Source organism: Arthrobacter woluwensis (assembly GCF_900105345.1).
Taxonomy (GTDB): Bacteria; Actinomycetota; Actinomycetes; order Actinomycetales; family Micrococcaceae; genus Arthrobacter_E; species Arthrobacter_E woluwensis.
The window spans coordinates 3033657-3051798 of sequence record NZ_FNSN01000003.1; the positions used below are offsets into that span (position 1 = coordinate 3033657).

An 18142-nucleotide genomic window follows, 5' to 3' on the forward strand; every position below is an offset into this window, starting at 1 on the left:
GCGGACTAGATCTCCGCGCCTTCCAGCAGCTCCGTGACGAGGGCGGCGATCGGCGAGCGCTCGCTCCGCGTCAGGGTCATGTGGGCGAACAGCGGGTGCCCCTTGAGCGTCTCGACGACGGCGGCGATGCCGTCATGGCGTCCGACGCGCAGGTTGTCGCGCTGCGCGACGTCGTGGGTGAGGACGATCTTGGAGTTCTGGCCCATGCGGCTCATCACGGTGAGGAGCACGTTCTTCTCCAGGGACTGGGCCTCGTCCACGATCACGAACGAATCGTGCAGCGAGCGTCCGCGGATGTGCGTGAGCGGCAGGACCTCCAGCATGCCGCGGTCCATGACCTCCTCCACGACCTCCTGGGACACCAGGGCGCCGAGGGTGTCGAACACGGCCTGCGCCCAGGGGTTCATCTTCTCCGCCTCGGAACCGGGCAGGTAGCCGAGTTCCTGGCCGCCCACCGCGTACAGAGGCCGGAAGACCACCACTTTCCGGTGTTCCTGTCGTTCCAGAACAGCCTCGAGGCCTGCGCAGAGGGCCAGCGCCGACTTGCCGGTGCCCGCCCGGCCGCCGAGTGACACGATTCCGACCGAGGGGTCCATCAGCATGTCGATCGCCAGCCGCTGTTCCGCCGAACGCCCGTGGAGGCCGAACACGTCGCGGTCACCCTTGACGAGACGGACCTGCTTGTCGGCGCCCACCCGGCCGAGGGCCGAACCGCGTGGCGAGAGCATCACCAGGCCGGTGTTCACCGGCAACTCGGCGGCGGCCGGGATCAGCACCGGCTCGTGGCCGTAGAGGGTGGAGACCTCCTCCTCGGTGACGTCCAGCTCGGACAGGCCCGTCCAGCCCGTGTCCTTGACGAGTTCGTTGCGGTATTCGTCGGCGGCCAGGCCCATGGCGGAGGCTTTCACGCGCATCGGCAGGTCCTTGGACACCACGGTGACGTCGTGACCCTCATCGGCGAGGTTCTTGGCGACCGCCAGGATGCGGGCGTCGTTGTCGCCCGAGCGGAAGCCCGCCGGGAGCACCTCCGCGCTGATGTGATTCAGTTCCACCCGCAGCGTGCCGCCGTCGGTCCCGAGCGGGATGGGTTTGTTAAGGCTGCCGTGCTCGACCCGGAGGTCGTCCAGCAGCCGCAGCGCCTTGCGGGCGAAGTAGCCCAGCTCGGGATCGTGGCGTTTGCCCTCCAGCTCGGCGATCACGACCACCGGGACGATCACCTCGTGCTCGGCGAAACGGAGCAGCGCCCGCGGATCGGAGAGCAGGACGGAGGTGTCGATCACGAAACTGCGGCCGGTGGGCCCCTGGTCCGGGGCCGTCCCCGTCGTGGAACGCCCCCGCGTGGTGCGAGAGGTAGCTTTCTTCGCGGTGCTCTTCTTCGCACCGGTGCCCTGCGCCGTGTCGTTCGCGGTGGTCACATCGGAAATAGCCACATCAACTCCAGCCCCGGGCGCTCGCCCGGATTGATCTAGGTGAGGCGGTCGGCCCGGAGGCCGGATCCGGCCTCCCCCGCAGCTGGTGCGATTCCTCGCTCCATGGATGGCCTCCCGTGGCGCCGGGAGTGTTCCCCGGCGTTAGGACCACGCTAACCCCGGCGGCACCGCCAGGACAGCCGCCACGGCAAGCGCGGCGTTAATTTTCCGTGAACGGCCGGGCGCGGGACCACCGACGCGGCCCCGATAGGCTGGCTTCATGGCGACGACGACGATGCAGGAATGGGCGGACGGGCTCTACACAGGCGAACTGACGGTGCTGCGGGGCCTGCTCCCCGAGGACCTCCCGGAGCTCACGGGCTGGTGGAACGATCCCGGACTCGCCGTGCTCCAGCGCTACACCACCTCGCCGCTTCCCACCGAGGACATCACCGAAATGTTCCAGCAGTGGAGCAAGAACGACTCCATGAAGGCCGCGGGATTCAGCATCATCGCCCAGAGCGGCGAGATGTCCCAGGGCGGCGAGCTGGTGGGGCACGTGACCGCCTGGGGCATGAATCCCCGGGTCCGGACGGCGACGCTCGCCATCATGATCGGTCCCCGCTATCAGGGGCAGGGCTTCGGCGGGGACGCCCTGCGGGTGATGCTGAGGGTGGTCTTCGAAGAGATGGCCGCCCACAAAGCCGCCCTGGACACCTGGTCCTTCAACGACCGTGCCCTGCGGCTGTACCGTTCGCTCGGATTCGTGGAGGAGGGCCGGGAGCGCGACGCCGTGTTCCACCGCGGCGAGTTCCACGACAAAGTGCATCTCGGCATGCTCGAGTCCGAATACCGCGAGCGGTACCGCGGCTAGGCGGCGCGCCGTCGTCGTTGTGTGCTCAGTTGTTGCGGGTGTTCCGCCGAATCACCCGCAACAACTGAGCACGCAACGCAATGGGGCACCGTCAGGTGCCGAAACGGCGCTGTCGGCCGGCGTAGTCGCGGAGGGCGCGGAGGAAGTCGACTTTGCGGAACGCGGGCCAGAGGGCCTCGCAGAAGTAGAACTCGCTGTACGCGCTCTGCCACATGAGGAAGCCGGACAGCCGCTGTTCTCCGGAGGTGCGGATGACGAGGTCGGGGTCGGGCTGGCCCGCGGTGTAGAGGAAACTCGAGATGTCCTCGACCGTCAGCGAGGAGGACAGGGTTTCCAGGGTCTCGCCCCTCCCGGCGGCGTCCTTCATGAGAGCCCGCACGGCGTCGACGATCTCGCGCCGTCCTCCGTAGCCGACCGCCACGTTGACGTGCACGGCCTCCTGGACCGGGGTCTTATGGGTCAGGCGGTTGAGGCGTTCGGCGAGGTAGTCCGGGAGCAGTTCGGGGGCGCCCATCGCGTGGACGGAGATGTTCTCGTCCTCGTCCAGGCGGTCGAGGGTGTCCGCGATGATCGCCATGAGTTCGTCGAGTTCTTCGGAGGACCGGCTCATGTTGTCGGTGGAGAGCATGTAGAGGGTGACGACCTTGACGCCGAGCTCCTGGCACCAGTGCAGGAATTCCAGGATCTTGTCCGCGCCGGCCTGATGTCCCCGGCTGGAGGGTGCGTTGAACTGCTTGGCCCAGCGCCGGTTGCCGTCCACCATGACCCCGATATGGCCCGGGATACGGTCCTTGGCCAGCCCGTGTTCCAGGCGGCGTTCGTACATGCCGTAGAGGAAATCCTGAATGCTCATCAAGTCCCACCTCTTCCCGTTCGCGCGTACCCGCGCCGCGGGACTTCCGTGTCCAAGGCTACCGCCTGAGGAACGCATTCCGGGGCAGCTTTCAGGTTACTGGTGGGTAACCTACGGAAGCGTAAGTTAGCATGGAGGCATGCGGTCAGTAGCTCCCCAACAGCCTTCGTCCCCTGCCGCCCGCCTCGCGGCCCGCGCCGAAATGCTGGCCATCAAGCCCGCCTGGCGGGGATGGATCCACGCCGTGGCGGCGCCTCTCGCTCTGGCGGCGAGCATCGTCCTGATCTGCCTCGCTCCGACGCCGGACCGGAAGATCGTCTCGGCCGTCTACGCCCTGACGGGCCTCATGCTCTTCACAGTCAGCGCGGTCTACCACCGCGGCAGCTGGAGCCCCAAGGTCAAGGCCATCCTGAAGCGCCTGGACCACACGAACATCATGCTGGTGATCGCGGGCAGTTACACCCCCTTGGCCTGGACCCTGCTCGACCGCCCGACCGCGACCCTCGTCCTCTGGCTCATCTGGGGCGGTGCGCTGGCGGGCGTCGCGTTCCGGCTGCTCTGGCTGCACGCGCCCCGCTGGCTCTACGTCCCCATCTACGTGGCCCTCGGCTGCGCGGCGCTGCTCTTCCTCCCGCAGTTCTTCGCGGCGAGCGTCCCGGCCGCGATCCTGATCTGCTGCGGCGGCGCGTTCTACATCGCGGGCGCCGTGTTCTACGGCCTCAAGCGCCCGAACTTCAGCTACCAGTTCTTCGGCTTCCACGAGCTCTTCCACGCCTTCACGGTGCTCGGTTTCACCTGCCACCTGGTCGCGATCTTCTTCAGCGTTCTGGGCTGAGGCTGCGCGGCAGCGGCCGCTCAGTCGGCACTGTCGTGCGCGACGCCGGGGCGGCACCCGGTGCACCGCGGCGGGCGGGTGCCGTCCCGACGTCGTCGGCCGCGGCCGTTCGCGTCAGCGCGGCAGCCGCTCAGGCAGAGTGAGTGAACGCCACCGGCTTCCCCGCCGCTCGGGCGTAGGCGATCTCGCGCTGTGTGGACTCGCCGACGTAGCCACCCGGGTTGATGACCACGACGCGATCCGCCAAGTCGATCTTCCGGAGATGCAGTTCGCCCAGAAGCGCCTTCCGCTCCTCGGTGAGGGTTTCACCGGACCAGCCCGATTCGACCGGAGCGACCACGATCGCCCCGGCGAGGCCCAGCTCCCGCTGCGCGGCCCGGAACTCCTCCGCGAACCGCATCGACCCGCAGAGACACACGATCTCAGGCCGGGCGATCTCCGGCAGCTCGATCTCCGGCAGCTCAGTGCTCTCGGGCACGGGCCTCCCCCTTGTCTCGACGCCGGATCTGGCGGGCAGCGCGAGTGCCGCCAGCGAAACGCCGGCCATGGTCAGTGCCGCCAACCCTACTCCCTACGGGGGAAAGCGTCCGCGGCCAAGCTGCGCCGAAGGGATCCAGCCAAGACCCCTGCGCTGCACCGTCTCCGACCTGCAGGACGGGGCGCACGGCCGGCTCGGCGAGGCCCTGGCCCAGGTCCTCGGGAGTGCGTAGGCGAATTCCAAATAGCTTGCCTGATTAGTTCGCTCGGAGCGGGAATGTTCCGTCCATGACGCGCCGGCGGGCGGTCCCGAGACATGCACGGAAAGCGTGCACGGCAGATCGCAGAAAGACTTCATCACCCTGCTTCGCGAGCGCCGACAGCTCTCAGCACATCTGCAAGCCACACGAGTGCATAACCGACAGCATTCTCCGGATCTTCTACGACAGACTCCAGATGTTCAAGACACTCCGAATACTGACCGACAGTCAGCTCGGGGTCGGAGTTCATGTCCTCTTGGACACTAGGAGGCACTGACCAGAAGTAGTCTCCATCGATGTCCACCGATTGCGACCCATCTGAGACATGCTCAATGAGGATCTGAAAGGCCTCATTCAACAGACTCTTATCTATCCGTGTCACTGATCGATTTCCTTCCGGGCTTCATTCCCCACTTGGTTTTCAGACTCACTGCGCTCCCACCCTACGAACCTGAAAGCCCCTGTCGACCAAGCCACACGAGAGACAAACCATACTCCACGTGTCTCTGCTCGAAGGCGGCCGGCTTCGTAGAGGAGCATCCCTAACTTCTGGAGCTCAATCACCCCTCCCCGATTGACAGCCCCTTGTGACCCGGGCCATACTCGACACATGAACCTGTCAGACAGCATGACAGCCGGACAGAGCGCGAAGGCAGCGTCGCCTTCTCCTCTGGGCCGTGTCAGCGCCCAGGAGGCCGTGCTCGCGCGGCTCCGGGAGAGTATCGAGGACGGCACGCTCGCGGTCGGCAGCAAGCTCCCCTCCGAGGCCGCCCTCGCCTCCGGGTACGGCGTCAGCCGCTCCGTGATCCGTGAAGCCCTGCGGTCCTGCGCCGCCCTCGGCCTGACCGAGACCCACACCGGCAAGGGCACATTCGTCGTCTCCGCGCGCGTCTCCACCGACCTGGTGCTCGGCCGCTACTCCGCCCGGGACCTCACCGAGGCCCGCCCCCACATCGAGGTCCCCGCGGCGTCACTGGCCGCGGAACGTCGCACCGATGACGATCTGGACACCCTGCGCGGCATCCTGGACGACATGCTCTCCGAGGACGACCCGGAGGCCTGGGTCGTCCTGGACTCGGCGTTCCACCTGCAGATCGCGCGGGCCAGCGGGAACAAGGTCTTCGAGACCGTCGTGAGCGATCTCCGCGAAGCGCTCGGCAAACAGTCCGGCACCCTGAACCTCCTCGCCGACCGCCAGCGCGTCTCCGACGAGGAGCACAGTGCGATCCTCACCGCGATCGAGTCCGGCTCCCCCGACGGCGCCGCGCGCGCCATGCGGGACCACCTCGCCGCCGTCACCGCGGCCATCGACTCCCTCGACGGAGCCTGACCTCCACCACCGACCCCACCGGACCGCCCAGGCCCGGCATGACCGCCCGGGACCACCCTGCCCGGCACGACCCACCCCCAGCAAGGAAGGCGCCACCCATGCCCGACGTCCCGTCCCACGTCCCTCTGGCCACGCTGAGCCGTGACCAGCGCGTCGAGGGGGTCCACTACGGCTCCTTCGCCGTCGTTTCCCCGGACGGGGAACTGCTCTTCGGCGCTGGAGATACCCAGACTCCGATGTACCCGCGCTCCGCCCTCAAGCCGTTCCAGGCGGTCGCGATGCTGCGGGCCGGGCTCGAGCTGCCGGACGAGCTCCTGGCGCTGGCCTCGGCGAGCCACAGTGGAGGCCCCGAGCACCGCGCCGGCGCGCACCGCATCCTCGAACTCCACGGACTGACCGAGGACGCCCTGGCCAACTCCCGCGATCTCCCCTACGGCGTCGCCGAGCGCGAGCAGTGGCTCCGCGACGGCGGCTCGGCAGATCAGATCTGCCAGAACTGCTCCGGCAAGCACGCCGCCATGGCCGGCGTCTGCACGCTGAACGGCTGGGCAGTCGAGGGCTACCTCGATCCCGGCCACCCGCTGCAACGCCTCGTCGCCGACACTGTCACCGAGCTCACCGGCGAAGAGCCCGCTCAGTGGTCCACCGACGGCTGCGGCACTCCCCTGCCGGCCCTCAGCCTCGTGGCGATGGCCCGCGGCTACGGGCGTCTGGCCCGCCTCGCCGCGGAAGCCGCCGAGAACGCCGGGGCCGACGACGGCGCAACCGCACCGTCCGCCGACCGCACCGGCATCGATGAGGCGGGCGCCGCCGTCGCGCGTGCCATGATGCGGCACCCTGAGATGGTGGCCGGTGAAGGCCGCGACGTCACGGCGCTCATGCGCGCTCTGCCGGGCTTCCTCGCCAAGGACGGCTTCGAGGGCGTCCAGCTCATCGGTCTCCCCAGCGGCCACGCGGTGGCCGTCAAGATCTCCGACGGCGGAGACCGGGCCCGCATGCCCGTGGCCATCCGCGCGCTGGCCTCACTCGGCGTCGACGTCGAACCCGTGGCGGCCCTGGCGGCCCCGCCCGTGCTGGGCGGCGGCGAGGTCCGCGGCCACCTCGTGGCCCTCGACGCCGCCTTCCCCGCTCCCGTCTCCCCTGACCGGGCCCGAGCAGCCCAGACCCGATAGGACGAACCTCATGACCATCGCCCCCACCCCCATCGCCGACGAAGCGGTCGCCGACGGATTCCGCAGCGAGCATGACCTCCTCGGCAACCGCAACGTCCCCCAGAACGCCTACTGGGGCGTGCACACCCTGCGCGCCGTGGAGAACTTCCCCATCACCGGTCAGCGCCTCTCCAGCAATCCCCACCTCATTCACGGCCTGGCCGCCGTGAAGCTCGCCGCCTCCCGCGCCAATCGCGAACTCGGCCTCCTCGACGCCGAGAAGGGCGCGGCGATCGAAGCGGCCTGCCTGGACATCATGGCGGGTCAGCTGGACGACCAGTTCGTCGTGGACGTGATCCAGGGCGGCGCGGGAACGTCGTCGAACATGAACGCCAACGAGGTCATCGCCAACCGCGGGCTCGAGATCCTCGGCTTCCCCCGCGGCGACTACGCCCACCTGCACCCCAACGACGACGTGAACCTCTGCCAGTCCACCAACGACGTGTACCCCACCGCGGTGCGCATCGCGACGGCGCGCGGCATCGAGGGCCTGCTGAGCGCGCTCGAGGAGCTCCAGGAGGCCTTCCGAGTCAAGTCCGCCGAGTTCCGCACCGTCGTCAAGATGGGCCGCACCCAGCTGCAGGACGCCGTGCCCATGACGCTCGGCCAGGAGTTCGGCAGCTTCGCCGTCACCATCGGCGAGGACCGCGAGCGCCTGCGCGAATCCGCGCGGCTCATGTACGAGATCAACCTCGGCGCCACCGCGATCGGCACGGGCCTCAACGCGCCGGCCGGCTACGCCGAGTCCGCGTGCCGCCACGTCGCCGAGGCCACCGGCCTGCCGCTCGTGACGGCTCCGGACCTGATCGAGGCAACCTCGGACATGGGCGCCTTTGTGCACCTGTCCGGCGTGCTCAAGCGCGTGGCCGTCAAGCTCTCCAAGATCTGCAACGACCTGCGGCTGCTCTCCAGCGGTCCGCGTGCCGGTCTCGGTGAGATCAACCTGCCGGCCGTGCAGTCCGGCTCGTCCATCATGCCCGGCAAGATCAACCCGGTGATCCCGGAGGTCGTCAGCCAGGTGGCCTACGAGGTGATCGGCAACGACGTCACCGTGACCATGGCCGCGGAGGCGGGCCAGCTGCAGCTCAACGCCTTCGAGCCCGTGATCGTGCACAGCCTCCACAAGAGCATCACGCACCTCGAAGCGGCCTGCCGCACCCTGACGGCACGTTGCGTCCAGGGCATCACCGCCAACACGGCACATCTGCGCTCCACCGTGGAGCACTCGATCGGCCTGGTCACCGCGCTCAACCCCCAGCTGGGCTACGCGGCAGCCACCTCGATCGCTCAGGAAGCACTCGCCAGCGGGCGCGGCGTGGCCGAACTCGTCCTGGAGCGCGGCCTGCTCTCGGCCGAACGGCTGGAGGAGCTCCTCCGCCCGGAACGCCTCGCGAATCTGTCCTCCTGACACCCTCCCCCTCGGGTGCGTTCCGTGCAATCGTGAAGAAACCCCGGCGAAACGCACCTCGTGAATACTGATCTCCCCACCACTCACCGAAAGGACCCATGATGTCCTCCTCCGGAAGCTCCCCGAGTCCACAGGCGGTCCCCGACCACCTGGAGGACGGCGGGCACGCCCATTCGACCGATCACGTCCTGCACGCTGAGGACGCCGGCTACCACAAGGGCCTCAAGAACCGCCAGGTCCAGATGATCGCCATCGGCGGCGCCATCGGCACCGGCCTCTTCATGGGCGCCGGTGGGCGCCTGGCCGCGGCGGGCCCGTCCCTCGTCTTCGCGTACGCGATCTGCGGCGCCTTCGTCTTCCTGATCCTCCGCGCCCTGGGCGAGCTGGTGCTGCACCGCCCGTCCTCCGGCTCGTTCGTCTCCTACGCCCGTGAGTTCTTCGGCGAGAAGGCCGCGTTCGTCTCCGGCTGGTTCTACTGGATCAACTGGGCCATGACCACCATCGTGGACACCACGGCCGCGGCCCTCTACATGAACTTCTTCGGCAAGTACGTGCCGTGGATCGCCGCCGTCCCGCAGTGGGCCTGGGCCCTGATCGCGCTCGTGGTCGTGCTCTCGCTGAACCTCGTCTCGGTGAAGGTGTTCGGCGAGCTGGAGTTCTGGTTCGCGCTCATCAAGGTCGTCGCTCTGGTGTCCTTCCTCCTGGTCGGCATCTGGCTCGTCATCTTCGGCACCCCGACGGGCGCTCCCACCGGCTTCTCCCTCATCACGGACAACGGCGGGATCTTCCCGAACGGCATGCTCCCCATGATCCTGCTCATGCAGGGCGTGGTGTTCGCCTACGCGTCCGTGGAGCTCGTGGGCACCGCGGCCGGCGAGACCGAGAACCCGCAGAAGATCATGCCGAAGGCCATCAACTCCGTGGTGTTCCGCATCGCGGTGTTCTACGTGGGCTCCGTCATCCTGCTCTCGCTGCTCCTGCCGTACACGGCGTACCAGAAGGGCGTCAGCCCCTTCGTGACGTTCTTCGGCTCCATCGGCGTGCAGGGCATGGACTCGATCATGAACCTCGTGGTCCTGACCGCCGCGCTGTCCTCGCTGAACGCCGGCCTGTACTCCACCGGCCGCATCCTGCGTTCGATGGCGGCGGCCGGTTCCGCCCCCAAGTTCGCGCTGCGCATGAACAAGGCGGGCGTGCCGTACGGCGGCATCGCGATCACCGCCGTGGTCTCCCTCCTGGGCGTCCCGCTGAACTACCTGGTGCCGGGCGAGGCCTTCGAGATCGTCCTCAACGTCGCCTCCGTGGGCATCCTCGCCTCCTGGGCCACGATCATCCTGTGTCAGATCCAGCTGCAGCGCTGGGCCGCCAAGGGCTGGCTGGAACGGCCGTCGTTCCGGATGCCGGGCGCCCCGTACACGGGTTACGTGACCCTGGTGTTCCTCGCGCTGGTGCTCATCATGGTGTTCATCGACTCCCCGTGGACCCTGCTCGCCACCGTGGTGGCCTGCGGCCTGATGGTGGTCGGCTGGTTCGTCTGCCGTGACCGGATCCGGGACATCGCCGAGGCCAGGAAGGGGTTCACGGGCGCCGCTCCCGTGATCGCCAACCGGCCGACGCCTCGCGGCTGAGGCGCGCGACACCCACTGAAGCACCCCTGACGCACGACGACGGCGGCCACCCCGGCCGCCGTCGTCGTGCGTTTGCGCTGTCCTGGCGCAGCCCGGATGGCCTGGCGGCCACAGGTCACCGGCGCGTTCTCTAGGATGGTGGGGTGCCCCAGCAGAATCCCGCACCCGAAAGCCCACCACCCGCCCGGTTCGCAGGGCTGCGCGCGGCGCTGTCCGAGGCCGGGATGGTCTGCCTGGGTTTCGTTCCGCTCGGCATGGGTCTGGGCGTCCTGGTCACCAATCACGGGCTGCCGTGGTGGGTGGCGCCGCTGCTGTCGGGTCTCGTGTTCGCGGGGTCGGTCGAGTTCATCCTGGTGGGCCTCCTGGCGTCGGCCACCCCGGTGCTGAGCATCGCGGCCACCACGTTCCTGGTGAACTCCCGGCACCTCTTCTACGGCTTCTCGTTCCCCCTGGACCGGGTGCGCGGCCGGCTCGCGAAGACGTACAGCATCTTCGCGCTGTGCGACGAGGCGTTCGCCCTCCTGTCCGGCCGCAGAGGGGAACGCGCGAGTTCGTCGCAGATCCTCTGGACCCAGCTGCTGCTGCAGATCTCCTGGGTCTCGGGCTCGGTCCTGGGCGCGCTGCTCGGTTCCGGTTTCCTGGGCAGCATCAAGGGCCTGGGCTTCCTGATGGTCGCCTTGTTCGTCGTGCTGACGATCGACGCCTTCCGGGCACGTCCCGACGTCGCGCTCGTCGCGCTGTCCGCGGGATCCGCGGTCCTGGCCCTGCTGCTCGCTCCGGCGCAGATGCTCCTGGTCGCCCTCTGCCTCCTGTTCGCAGGACTGCTCCTGCGGCACTGGCGCGAATCGCGCTGGACCGGCAAGCGTGGGCACGGCGATCAGGGTGGGCCGTCCGCCCCGACGGGAGGCTCCGATGACTGACGTCCCGTACCTGCTCCTCGCCGTGGCCGCGGCCGCCGCCGTGACGTTCGCGCTGCGTGCCATCCCGTTCGCGCTGAAGGGCGCGCTCAAGGACTCACCGCTCCTGGCCGACCTCCGGGTGTGGATGCCGCTCGGCGCCATCCTGATCCTGCTCTTCTACGCGGTGAGCGGGGTGGACTTCGGCGGCTCCGGCCATGGCATCCCGGAGATGGCCGGCATCGTGGTCACGGCCCTGACCCATTGGTGGCGCCGCAACGCGATCCTCAGCATGGCGACGGGCACCGCGGTCTGCCTCGTGCTGGCGAATCTGGTGTTCGTCTGAGTCAGGCCGCGATCGGCGCGTACCTCAGCCAGTCGGCCCTCAGTCAGCGCAGCCCGGCCAGCAGTTCCTTCGGTGAGTCCACGGGCGCGTGGCACACCATCTCGCGGCACACGTACGCCCGCGGCGTTCCCTCCGGCCCGGGCGTCCGGCCCTCGAGCAGCGGCACCCGGCCGGCGTCCTCACCGAACGCGATGACGACCCCTGGCCGGGCACTGCCGAACACCGCGTTGAGCAGGCCGTCCCGCTCCGGCCCGGTCGCGCCCACGACGGCGATCTCCAGGACGCCGAGCAGCCCGGTCAGTTCGACGGCGAGCGCTGCTCCAGCCACCCGCGGCTGACCGGATGCCGCGTCGGACGCCGTCCGGGCCAGTCCAAGCGCCCGGTCCCGCAGCGTCTGGTCGCCGGTGAGGGCCGCAAGCGTCTGCCACGCCCCGGCCAGCACCGACACCGGCGCCGGGGTCGCGCCGTCGAAAAGGTCGACCGCGGAGCTGCCGCCGTAGGCCGCGCGCAGCGGTTCGAGGTCCGTGGAGCTCTGCCGGAGATCCTCGTTCAGCACCTGGCCGTCGCGGAGGAAACCCGATTCGACGGCGTCGGAGAGCTCGCGGGCCCAGTCGTACCAGATGGCGTCGCCCGTCACCTGGAACAGCACGAGCGCGGCTTCGAGGGTGTGTGCGTAGTCCTCGAGCAGACCGGAGACCGGCCCCGGGCGCCCTTCATGGGACACGCGGGCCAGCGACCGCGCCTCAGGGTTCCAGTGCATCCCCCGCAGATAGCGGCCGGCCGCCGCCGCGCCGGCGACCCACTCGGGCCGCCCGAGGACCCGCCCGGACTCGGCCAGGGCCGTGATCGTCATGGCGTTCCAGGAGGCGACCACCTTGTCATCCACCGCCGGACGCGGACGCGTGGCCCGGGCGGCGAGGAGCGCGGGGCGGGCACGGTCGAGCAGCGCGCGGCCGTCGTCGTCGAGGGCGCCGCCTGGGTGCAACGGCGAGCCGAGCGCTGAGACGCTCCCCCGCTCGGCGACGTGCAGCAGGCGGGCCAGGTGCAGACCGTCCTCGCCCAGGAGCTCGAGCAGTTCGGCCGGGGTCCAGAGAGCGAAGGCCCCTTCCCGCTCGTGCAGGCCGATCTGGGTCAGCCCGGTGCGGGCCAGCTGGTCCGGCGAGGGCTCGGAGTCGGCGTCGATCGCGGACAGGAACGCGCCGCTCGTGCCCGCGGCCAGACCGCCCTGGTCAGCGGGGGTGAGCAGGAAGCCTGCCAGGGCCTCGACCACGGCTGTGGCTTCCGCATCAGGGAACACAGCCTCCCAGGCTTCGCGGGAGGCGGTCCCTTCGGGCGACCGCAGCAACCGGACATACCGGGCGTAGGCACGCAGGAGCAGCGCATTGTCGTAGAGCATCTTCTCGAAGTGCGGCACCGACCAGTCCCCCGTCACGGAGTAGCGGCAGAAGCCGCCGTCGAGCTGGTCGCGCAGGGCCGACCGGGCCATGGCGGCGAGCGTCCGGGCGGCCAGTCCCCCAGCCTCCTCGGACCGGGGCAGCCCGCTCGCCGCGTGGTCGGTGAGGAAGGGCAGCAGCGGACCCGGCGGGAACTTCGGCGCCTTGCCGAATCCGCCCTCCGGGGACTCCACCTCCTCAAGACGCGCGACGGCGGCGGCGAGCCGGTCCGCCGTGCCGCCGTCGTCGGCCGGGGCGGCAGCGAGGTGCACCGGCGAGGCGAACTCGCTCAGACCCTGGGCGAGGCGGGAGGCCTGCTGCTCGACGGCGTCTCGGCGCTCCGTCCATGCTTCGGTGACGGCGGCGAGGACCTGGCTGAAGGCGGGCATGCCGCGGGCGGGCCGGGGCGGGAAATAGGTGCCGGCGTGGAAGGCGCGGCCGTCCGGGAGCAGGAAGACGCTCATGGGCCAGCCGCCCTGCCCGGTCATGGCCTGCGTGGCGCTCATGTAGACGGCGTCGACGTCGGGGCGCTCCTCGCGGTCGACCTTCACCGGGACGAAATGCGCATTCAGATACGCGGCCACCGCGGGGTCATCGAAGGATTCGTGGGCCATCACGTGGCACCAATGGCACGCCGCGTATCCCACGGAGAGGAACACCGGGACGTCCCGTGCGGCGGCCTCCGCGAAAACCTCCGGGCCGAAGACGTGCCAGTCCACGGGCTGTTCAGCGTGCTGGCGGAGGTAGAGGCTGCTCTGTCCTGCGAGGTGATTGGCCATGCAGCCACCGTAGCCCGGCGCGAGCGGCCCTGGCGACGGGGGTGTCACGAACCGCCCGCATACCCCCCTACCCCTTCCCCCTGATCGACTGCTCCATAGGATGTCGTTTTCCCCTCGATTCGGAGGATTTCGACATCCTATGGAGCAGTCGATGAGGGGATGGAGGGGCTCACCGGCGGCGCCTCACCGCCGGGGTCCCCGACCGCCGTCGTAGGTCGCTGCGGATGGCCAGCCCGAGCAGCAGGACCACGATCACCGCTTCCATCGGCAGCCACCAGCTCAGATCGGACCCCGTGAGGCCGCGGCTGTCGCCGGTCCCGACGATCGCCCGGTACACCCCGATACCGGCCACGAAGAGAGACACCGTGATCACGCAGACCTCGCCCACCCGGGAGCCCTCGACCGACGTGATCTGCACGGTGAGCAGGCTGATGAGGAGGGCGGCGAGCGCGATGACCCCGGCGACCTGCGCCACCTGGGCACTCAGCTCGGGGGCGCTGTAGGCGTTCTTCCGGCTCGGCGGGTCGAACATCACGGCGAAGGTGAGGGCCGCCGTCAGGCCGATCGTGAGCAGCGTCCCCCACACCAGGGACCCCACGCCCGGCTTCCGCGGGGCGGACTCGCGCGCGGACGTCGGCTTCGGGGCACGGCTTGTCATGCGGATCATCGTAGACCGCAGGGCCGGCGCGGCGAGGAACCCTCACCACGCCGGCCCCACACCACCCGCGCATCGGCTGCTCCACTGGATGTCGTTTCACCCTCAGATCGAGGGATTTCAGCATCCTGTGGAGCAGTCGATCAGGCCGGGCAGTCGATCGGGCTGCACCAGCCGGGCTCAGACCAGCGCGGACTTCAGCGTGCTGATCGCCAGCTCCATGGCCGCTCGCGCGCCCTGGGTGTCGCGCAGGGCGTCCAGCATCACGAAGTCGTGGATCACGCCGCCCACCCGGATCTGCGTGACCGGAACCCCCGCTTCCCGCAGCTTCGCAGCGTACGCCTCGCCCTCGTCGCGCAGAACGTCGGCCTCAGCGGTGATGACGAGCGCCGGCGGCAGCCCCGTAAGGTCCTCCGTCGTGGCCCGCAGCGGCGACGCGGTGATCTGGTTCCGCTCGGCCTCATCGGTGGTGTACTGATCCCAGAACCACTGCATGGCGTCGCGGCGCAGGAAGTACCCCTCGGCGAACTGGAGATAGGACTCGGTGTCGAACGACGCGTCGGTCACGGGGTAGAACAGCACCTGCTGCTTGAACTCGACCCCGCCCCGTTCCTTGGCCATCAGGGTCAGGACGGTCGCCATGTTGCCGCCCACGGAGTCGCCGGAGATCGCGAGACGCGAACCGTCCAGCCCCTTCTCCGCGCCGTGCTCCACGATCCAGCGCGCCGTGGCGAAGTTCTGCTCGATCGCGTGCGGGTAACGGGCCTCGGGCGACAGGTCGTACTCCGGGAAGACGACGGCGGCACCCACTCCGACGGCGAGCTCACGGACCAGGCGGTCATGCGTCGCCGCATTGCCGAACACCCAGCCGGCTCCGTGCGTGTAGAGCACGACGGGCAGCGTCCCGGTGGCCCCGGCGGGACGGACGATCCGGGCGGACAAGGGGCGTTCACCGCCGATCTCGACCCACTCCTCGTCGATGGCCGGCTTCTCGACCCCCTCACCGGACTGCACGTCGATGACGGCCTTGCGGCCTTCGACGGGGCCGAGATCGAAGAGGTACGGAGGCTCAGCAGTGGCGGCCGAGAACTCGGCGGCGGCGGTTTCCAGGATCGGCTTGGACATGTCGGTCACTCCTTGATCGATGGGGTGCAAATTATCTTGCACACAAGGAATCTAACGGAGTTTCACCTTGCGCGCAAGGTATTTGTCGAAAAAACTTGCGCGCAAGTTGTACCGTGGACATATGGCGACACCTCAACATGGCCTCGATCTCGGCGACCAGCTGTGCTTCTCCCTCTACACCGCACAGCGCCTCGTGACGGCTGCCTACCGCCCGATCCTCGACACCCTCGGGCTCACCTACCCCCAGTACGTTGCGATGCTCGCGCTCTGGGAGAAGGCGCCGCAGACCATGGGTGAGCTGGGCGAGAAGCTGGGCCTCGATTACGGAACCGTCACCCCACTCATCAAGAGGCTCGAAGCGACGGGACTGGTCATCCGCGAGAAGGTCCCGGAGGACCAACGGAGCGTCCAGGTGAACCTCACGAGCGCAGGGCAGCACCTCCGCGACCAGGCCGTCACCGTGCCGGATGCGATCGCGGACGCCATGGCCCTCGACACCGAGGAGTTCCAGACCCTCAAGGACTCCCTGGAGCACCTCAGCGCGAATGTGGCGCAGCGCCTCAGGAGCCGCACGCCGTCCTCCGACTGAACGTCACGGACTGACCTTCGGGATGCACGACGACGCCGAAACACCCCGGCGCGTCACCGCACCTCAGGGGGACGCGCCTCAGTGGAGCACCGGGCTCAGCGGGACTCGCGCGGGCCGTTCTCGCCGTCGTCGGTCCCGGTCGAAGCGCCGTGCTCCGGCTGCGCGCCATCCGCCTCCACGGCTTCCTGCTCCGCGGCTTCGGCCACTTCACCGCGGTAGCGAACGCGACGGATGCGGCGGACCATGTCGACGATCAGGAACGCCATGATGATGACGATGAACGCCGTGGCGAGGAAGCCCAGGAGACCCGGGGTGACCATGTCCTGCGTCAGGCCCGGCTTCAGGCCCGGGAGGGGGCTGGGGCTCGGGTCGTTGGCAAGTTGCACAAGCTGCTGGTACACGCTTCACACCTTCAGGTTCTGGGGGACTCCCTCAATTCTACGCCGGATAGAACTGCCTGGAGACCGGGCGGGGGTCGTCCGGCCGCGCCGCGGCCCGGGTCGTGCCGTGCCGGACCGCCGTCAGCGCAGTCCGGCGAACAGATCCGTCTCCGGCACGGTGTCCCCGACCTTCGAATCGATCAGGGCGAACTCCTCATACGGCCAGACACGCCGCTGCAGTTCGTCCGGGAACGCGAAGAAGAAGCCGTCCGGGTCGATCTGGGTGCGGTGCGCCTTGAGGGCCGCATCGCGCCGCTCGAACCAGGCGCCGGCCTCGATCCGCGTCGTCGGGATGTGCAGCGGCTCGGCCTTGGACTCCAGCCACCCGTCGATCCACTCGAGCCCCTGGATGTCGAGTCCCTCGGCGCGGGCGGCATCCCGGAGTGCCCGCATGCGCTCCAGCCCGAGACCGCAGTCGTAGTACAGCTTCGAGGGCTGCCAGGCGGGGCCGGTGCCCGGGTATCGCTCCGGGTCGCCGGCGGCGTGGTAGGCCTCCACCGCCACCTTGTGGGACATGATGTGGTCCGGGTGGGGGTAACCGCCGTTCTCGTCGTAGGCCACCACGACGTGCGGGCGGAAGGACCGGATGAGGCTGACGAGCGGGGTGGCCGCGACGTCGAGCGGCTGCAAGGCGAAGCAGCCGTCCGGAAGCGCCGGCAGCGGCTCCCCCTCGGGAAGGCCGGAGTCCACGAAGCCGAGCCAGGTCTGCTGCACGCCGAGGATCCGCGCGGCATTGTCCATTTCGAGCCGGCGGGCGCCGGCCATGTCCCGCTTCGGGTGGGCCTCGTCCACCACGTGCGGGTTCTGGATGTCGCCGCGGGATCCGTCGGTGCACGTGGCCACGAGGACCTCGGCTCCTTCGTCGACGTATTTGGCCATCGTGGCGGCGCCCTTGCTCGACTCGTCGTCCGGGTGGGCGTGGACGAACAGGACGCGGAGGGTCTCCCCGTCGTCGATGACCCGCTCCGGGGTGGCGGGGGCAGCGGCGCTCATGGCGGCCTCCTGTGAAACGGCCCGGCACCGGCGGCGGACAGCGCGCAGGTGACGAGGAACTAGACTGGTGTGGTGACGCCGAGCCAGAGCCCAACGCCGATGGAGTCCAGCCTATCCAATCGCTACGGCCGCCAGAAGCGGCCGGTCACGCGGCGTACCAAGCTGCTGATCCTCGTGGCGGCCCTGGTGCTCGCCGTGGGCGCGGCCGGATTCCTGGCCATTCGGAACTCCGTCAGCACGGTGGATTTCAAGACCGTGAGCTTCAGCGCCAACGACCCCTCGTTCGCCGAGGTGGACTTCCAGGTGTCCAAGGACCGGGACAGCGCCGCCGTGTGCGCCATCAAGGCGCTGGATGACCACTACGCCGTCGTCGGCTGGAAATACGTGGACGTCCCGCCCAACGCTGCCGACTTCGGCGCGGAGAACGGCCAGACCACGCAGCGCCGCGTGACGGTGCGCACGGAATCGCTGGCGGTGTCCGGCGTCGTCGACAGTTGCTGGCTGAAACGCTGACCGATCCGGCGCCTGCCGCCGTTGACTTTGGTTTGTCCACCGCTTTGCCTACACTAGGCGAATACCTTTGCCCCGTTGACCTGGTTTG

The 18142-nt window shown here is 69.1% G+C and carries 18 protein-coding genes; 10 read left to right on the top strand and 8 right to left on the bottom strand.

The annotated features are described in order from the left end of the window. Positions 1-5: 5 nt before the first annotated feature. Complete coding sequence (gene phoH2 / locus BLV63_RS14355) at positions 6-1415, bottom strand: RNA 5'-3' helicase PhoH2 (RefSeq protein WP_066214561.1); 1410 nt, start codon at positions 1413-1415, stop codon at positions 6-8. A gap of 274 nt (positions 1416-1689) precedes the next feature. Between phoH2 and BLV63_RS14360 the strand changes: the two genes are divergently transcribed. Further along, complete coding sequence (locus BLV63_RS14360; protein ID WP_082724164.1) at positions 1690-2283, top strand: GNAT family N-acetyltransferase; 594 nt, start codon at positions 1690-1692, stop codon at positions 2281-2283. 91 nt (positions 2284-2374) lie between these two features. On the opposite strand, the gene BLV63_RS14365 is transcribed toward BLV63_RS14360, so the two are convergent. Next, the gene (locus BLV63_RS14365) at positions 2375-3136 is read right to left on the bottom strand and encodes an isoprenyl transferase (RefSeq protein WP_066214557.1); all 762 of its coding nucleotides are present in this window, start codon (positions 3134-3136) and stop codon (positions 2375-2377) included. A 139-nt stretch (positions 3137-3275) separates the two neighbouring features. Between BLV63_RS14365 and trhA the strand changes: the two genes are divergently transcribed. After that, complete coding sequence (trhA, locus tag BLV63_RS14370; protein WP_066214555.1) at positions 3276-3971, top strand: PAQR family membrane homeostasis protein TrhA; 696 nt, start codon at positions 3276-3278, stop codon at positions 3969-3971. A gap of 130 nt (positions 3972-4101) precedes the next feature. Here the strand turns inward: trhA and BLV63_RS14375 are convergent, their stop codons facing one another. Beyond that, a complete protein-coding gene (locus BLV63_RS14375; protein WP_306306602.1) occupies positions 4102-4449 on the bottom strand; it encodes a hypothetical protein in 348 nt (115 codons plus the stop codon). A gap of 869 nt (positions 4450-5318) precedes the next feature. On the opposite strand from BLV63_RS14375, the gene BLV63_RS14385 reads away from it, so the two are divergent. The 6 genes from BLV63_RS14385 (at position 5319) to BLV63_RS14410 (ending at position 11527) form a co-directional block, all read left to right on the top strand. Continuing rightward, complete coding sequence (locus tag BLV63_RS14385; RefSeq protein ID WP_066214553.1) at positions 5319-6038, top strand: FadR/GntR family transcriptional regulator; 720 nt, start codon at positions 5319-5321, stop codon at positions 6036-6038. A 98-nt stretch (positions 6039-6136) separates the two neighbouring features. Beyond that, positions 6137-7210, top strand: a complete 1074-nt coding sequence (locus BLV63_RS14390) for an asparaginase (protein ID WP_139244705.1) — start codon at positions 6137-6139, stop codon at positions 7208-7210. Positions 7211-7220: 10 nt separating this feature from the next. Next, positions 7221-8657 carry an aspartate ammonia-lyase gene (locus BLV63_RS14395; RefSeq protein WP_066214547.1) on the top strand — a complete coding sequence of 479 codons (1437 nt, stop codon included), beginning with the start codon at positions 7221-7223 and terminating at the stop codon, positions 8655-8657. A gap of 98 nt (positions 8658-8755) precedes the next feature. Beyond that, positions 8756-10285, top strand: a complete 1530-nt coding sequence (locus BLV63_RS14400; RefSeq protein WP_254780566.1) for an amino acid permease — start codon at positions 8756-8758, stop codon at positions 10283-10285. Between the two features lie 143 nt (positions 10286-10428). After that, a complete protein-coding gene (locus BLV63_RS14405) occupies positions 10429-11205 on the top strand; it encodes an AzlC family ABC transporter permease (RefSeq protein WP_074784345.1) in 777 nt (258 codons plus the stop codon). Then, complete coding sequence (locus BLV63_RS14410) at positions 11198-11527, top strand: branched-chain amino acid transporter permease (protein ID WP_066214545.1); 330 nt, start codon at positions 11198-11200, stop codon at positions 11525-11527. The genes BLV63_RS14405 and BLV63_RS14410 overlap by 8 nt, the downstream gene beginning before the upstream one ends. Positions 11528-11570: 43 nt before the next feature. Here the strand turns inward: BLV63_RS14410 and BLV63_RS14415 are convergent, their stop codons facing one another. The 3 genes from BLV63_RS14415 to BLV63_RS14425 form a co-directional block, all read right to left on the bottom strand. After that, positions 11571-13739 carry a thioredoxin domain-containing protein gene (locus BLV63_RS14415; protein WP_066214543.1) on the bottom strand — a complete coding sequence of 723 codons (2169 nt, stop codon included), beginning with the start codon at positions 13737-13739 and terminating at the stop codon, positions 11571-11573. Between the two features lie 169 nt (positions 13740-13908). After that, positions 13909-14397 (bottom strand): hypothetical protein, encoded by a 489-nt coding sequence (locus BLV63_RS14420; protein ID WP_066214541.1) that lies wholly within the window; start codon positions 14395-14397, stop codon positions 13909-13911. A gap of 177 nt (positions 14398-14574) precedes the next feature. Then, positions 14575-15519 (bottom strand): alpha/beta hydrolase, encoded by a 945-nt coding sequence (locus BLV63_RS14425; protein WP_066214537.1) that lies wholly within the window; start codon positions 15517-15519, stop codon positions 14575-14577. Between the two features lie 121 nt (positions 15520-15640). On the opposite strand from BLV63_RS14425, the gene BLV63_RS14430 reads away from it, so the two are divergent. After that, positions 15641-16108 (top strand): MarR family winged helix-turn-helix transcriptional regulator, encoded by a 468-nt coding sequence (locus BLV63_RS14430; RefSeq protein ID WP_066214535.1) that lies wholly within the window; start codon positions 15641-15643, stop codon positions 16106-16108. Positions 16109-16203: 95 nt separating this feature from the next. Here BLV63_RS14430 and BLV63_RS14435 read toward each other — a convergent pair whose 3' ends face one another. After that, a complete protein-coding gene (locus tag BLV63_RS14435; RefSeq protein WP_066214533.1) occupies positions 16204-16509 on the bottom strand; it encodes a hypothetical protein in 306 nt (101 codons plus the stop codon). Between the two features lie 120 nt (positions 16510-16629). Then, positions 16630-17541 (bottom strand): mycothiol conjugate amidase Mca, encoded by a 912-nt coding sequence (gene mca, locus BLV63_RS14440; RefSeq protein WP_066214531.1) that lies wholly within the window; start codon positions 17539-17541, stop codon positions 16630-16632. A 72-nt stretch (positions 17542-17613) separates the two neighbouring features. Between mca and BLV63_RS14445 the strand changes: the two genes are divergently transcribed. Next, positions 17614-18054 carry a DUF4307 domain-containing protein gene (locus tag BLV63_RS14445; RefSeq protein WP_244907056.1) on the top strand — a complete coding sequence of 147 codons (441 nt, stop codon included), beginning with the start codon at positions 17614-17616 and terminating at the stop codon, positions 18052-18054. The last annotated feature ends 88 nt before the right edge of the window (positions 18055-18142 follow it).

Excerpts from the sequence above, each read along its gene's own strand:
- BLV63_RS14360 (WP_082724164.1), top strand. The coding sequence starts at position 1,690 with ATGGCGACGACGACGATGCAGGAATGGGCGGACGGGCTCTACACAGGC.
- BLV63_RS14365 (WP_066214557.1), bottom strand. The coding sequence starts at position 3,136 with ATGAGCATTCAGGATTTCCTCTACGGCATGTACGAACGCCGCCTGGAA.
- trhA (WP_066214555.1), top strand. The coding sequence starts at position 3,276 with ATGCGGTCAGTAGCTCCCCAACAGCCTTCGTCCCCTGCCGCCCGCCTC.
- BLV63_RS14385 (WP_066214553.1), top strand. The coding sequence starts at position 5,319 with ATGAACCTGTCAGACAGCATGACAGCCGGACAGAGCGCGAAGGCAGCG.
- BLV63_RS14390 (WP_139244705.1), top strand. The coding sequence starts at position 6,137 with ATGCCCGACGTCCCGTCCCACGTCCCTCTGGCCACGCTGAGCCGTGAC.
- BLV63_RS14395 (WP_066214547.1), top strand. The coding sequence starts at position 7,221 with ATGACCATCGCCCCCACCCCCATCGCCGACGAAGCGGTCGCCGACGGA.
- BLV63_RS14400 (WP_254780566.1), top strand. The coding sequence starts at position 8,756 with ATGATGTCCTCCTCCGGAAGCTCCCCGAGTCCACAGGCGGTCCCCGAC.
- BLV63_RS14410 (WP_066214545.1), top strand. The coding sequence starts at position 11,198 with ATGACTGACGTCCCGTACCTGCTCCTCGCCGTGGCCGCGGCCGCCGCC.
- BLV63_RS14415 (WP_066214543.1), bottom strand. The coding sequence starts at position 13,739 with ATGGCCAATCACCTCGCAGGACAGAGCAGCCTCTACCTCCGCCAGCAC.
- BLV63_RS14420 (WP_066214541.1), bottom strand. The coding sequence starts at position 14,397 with ATGACAAGCCGTGCCCCGAAGCCGACGTCCGCGCGCGAGTCCGCCCCG.
- BLV63_RS14425 (WP_066214537.1), bottom strand. The coding sequence starts at position 15,519 with ATGTCCAAGCCGATCCTGGAAACCGCCGCCGCCGAGTTCTCGGCCGCC.
- BLV63_RS14430 (WP_066214535.1), top strand. The coding sequence starts at position 15,641 with ATGGCGACACCTCAACATGGCCTCGATCTCGGCGACCAGCTGTGCTTC.
- mca (WP_066214531.1), bottom strand. The coding sequence starts at position 17,541 with ATGAGCGCCGCTGCCCCCGCCACCCCGGAGCGGGTCATCGACGACGGG.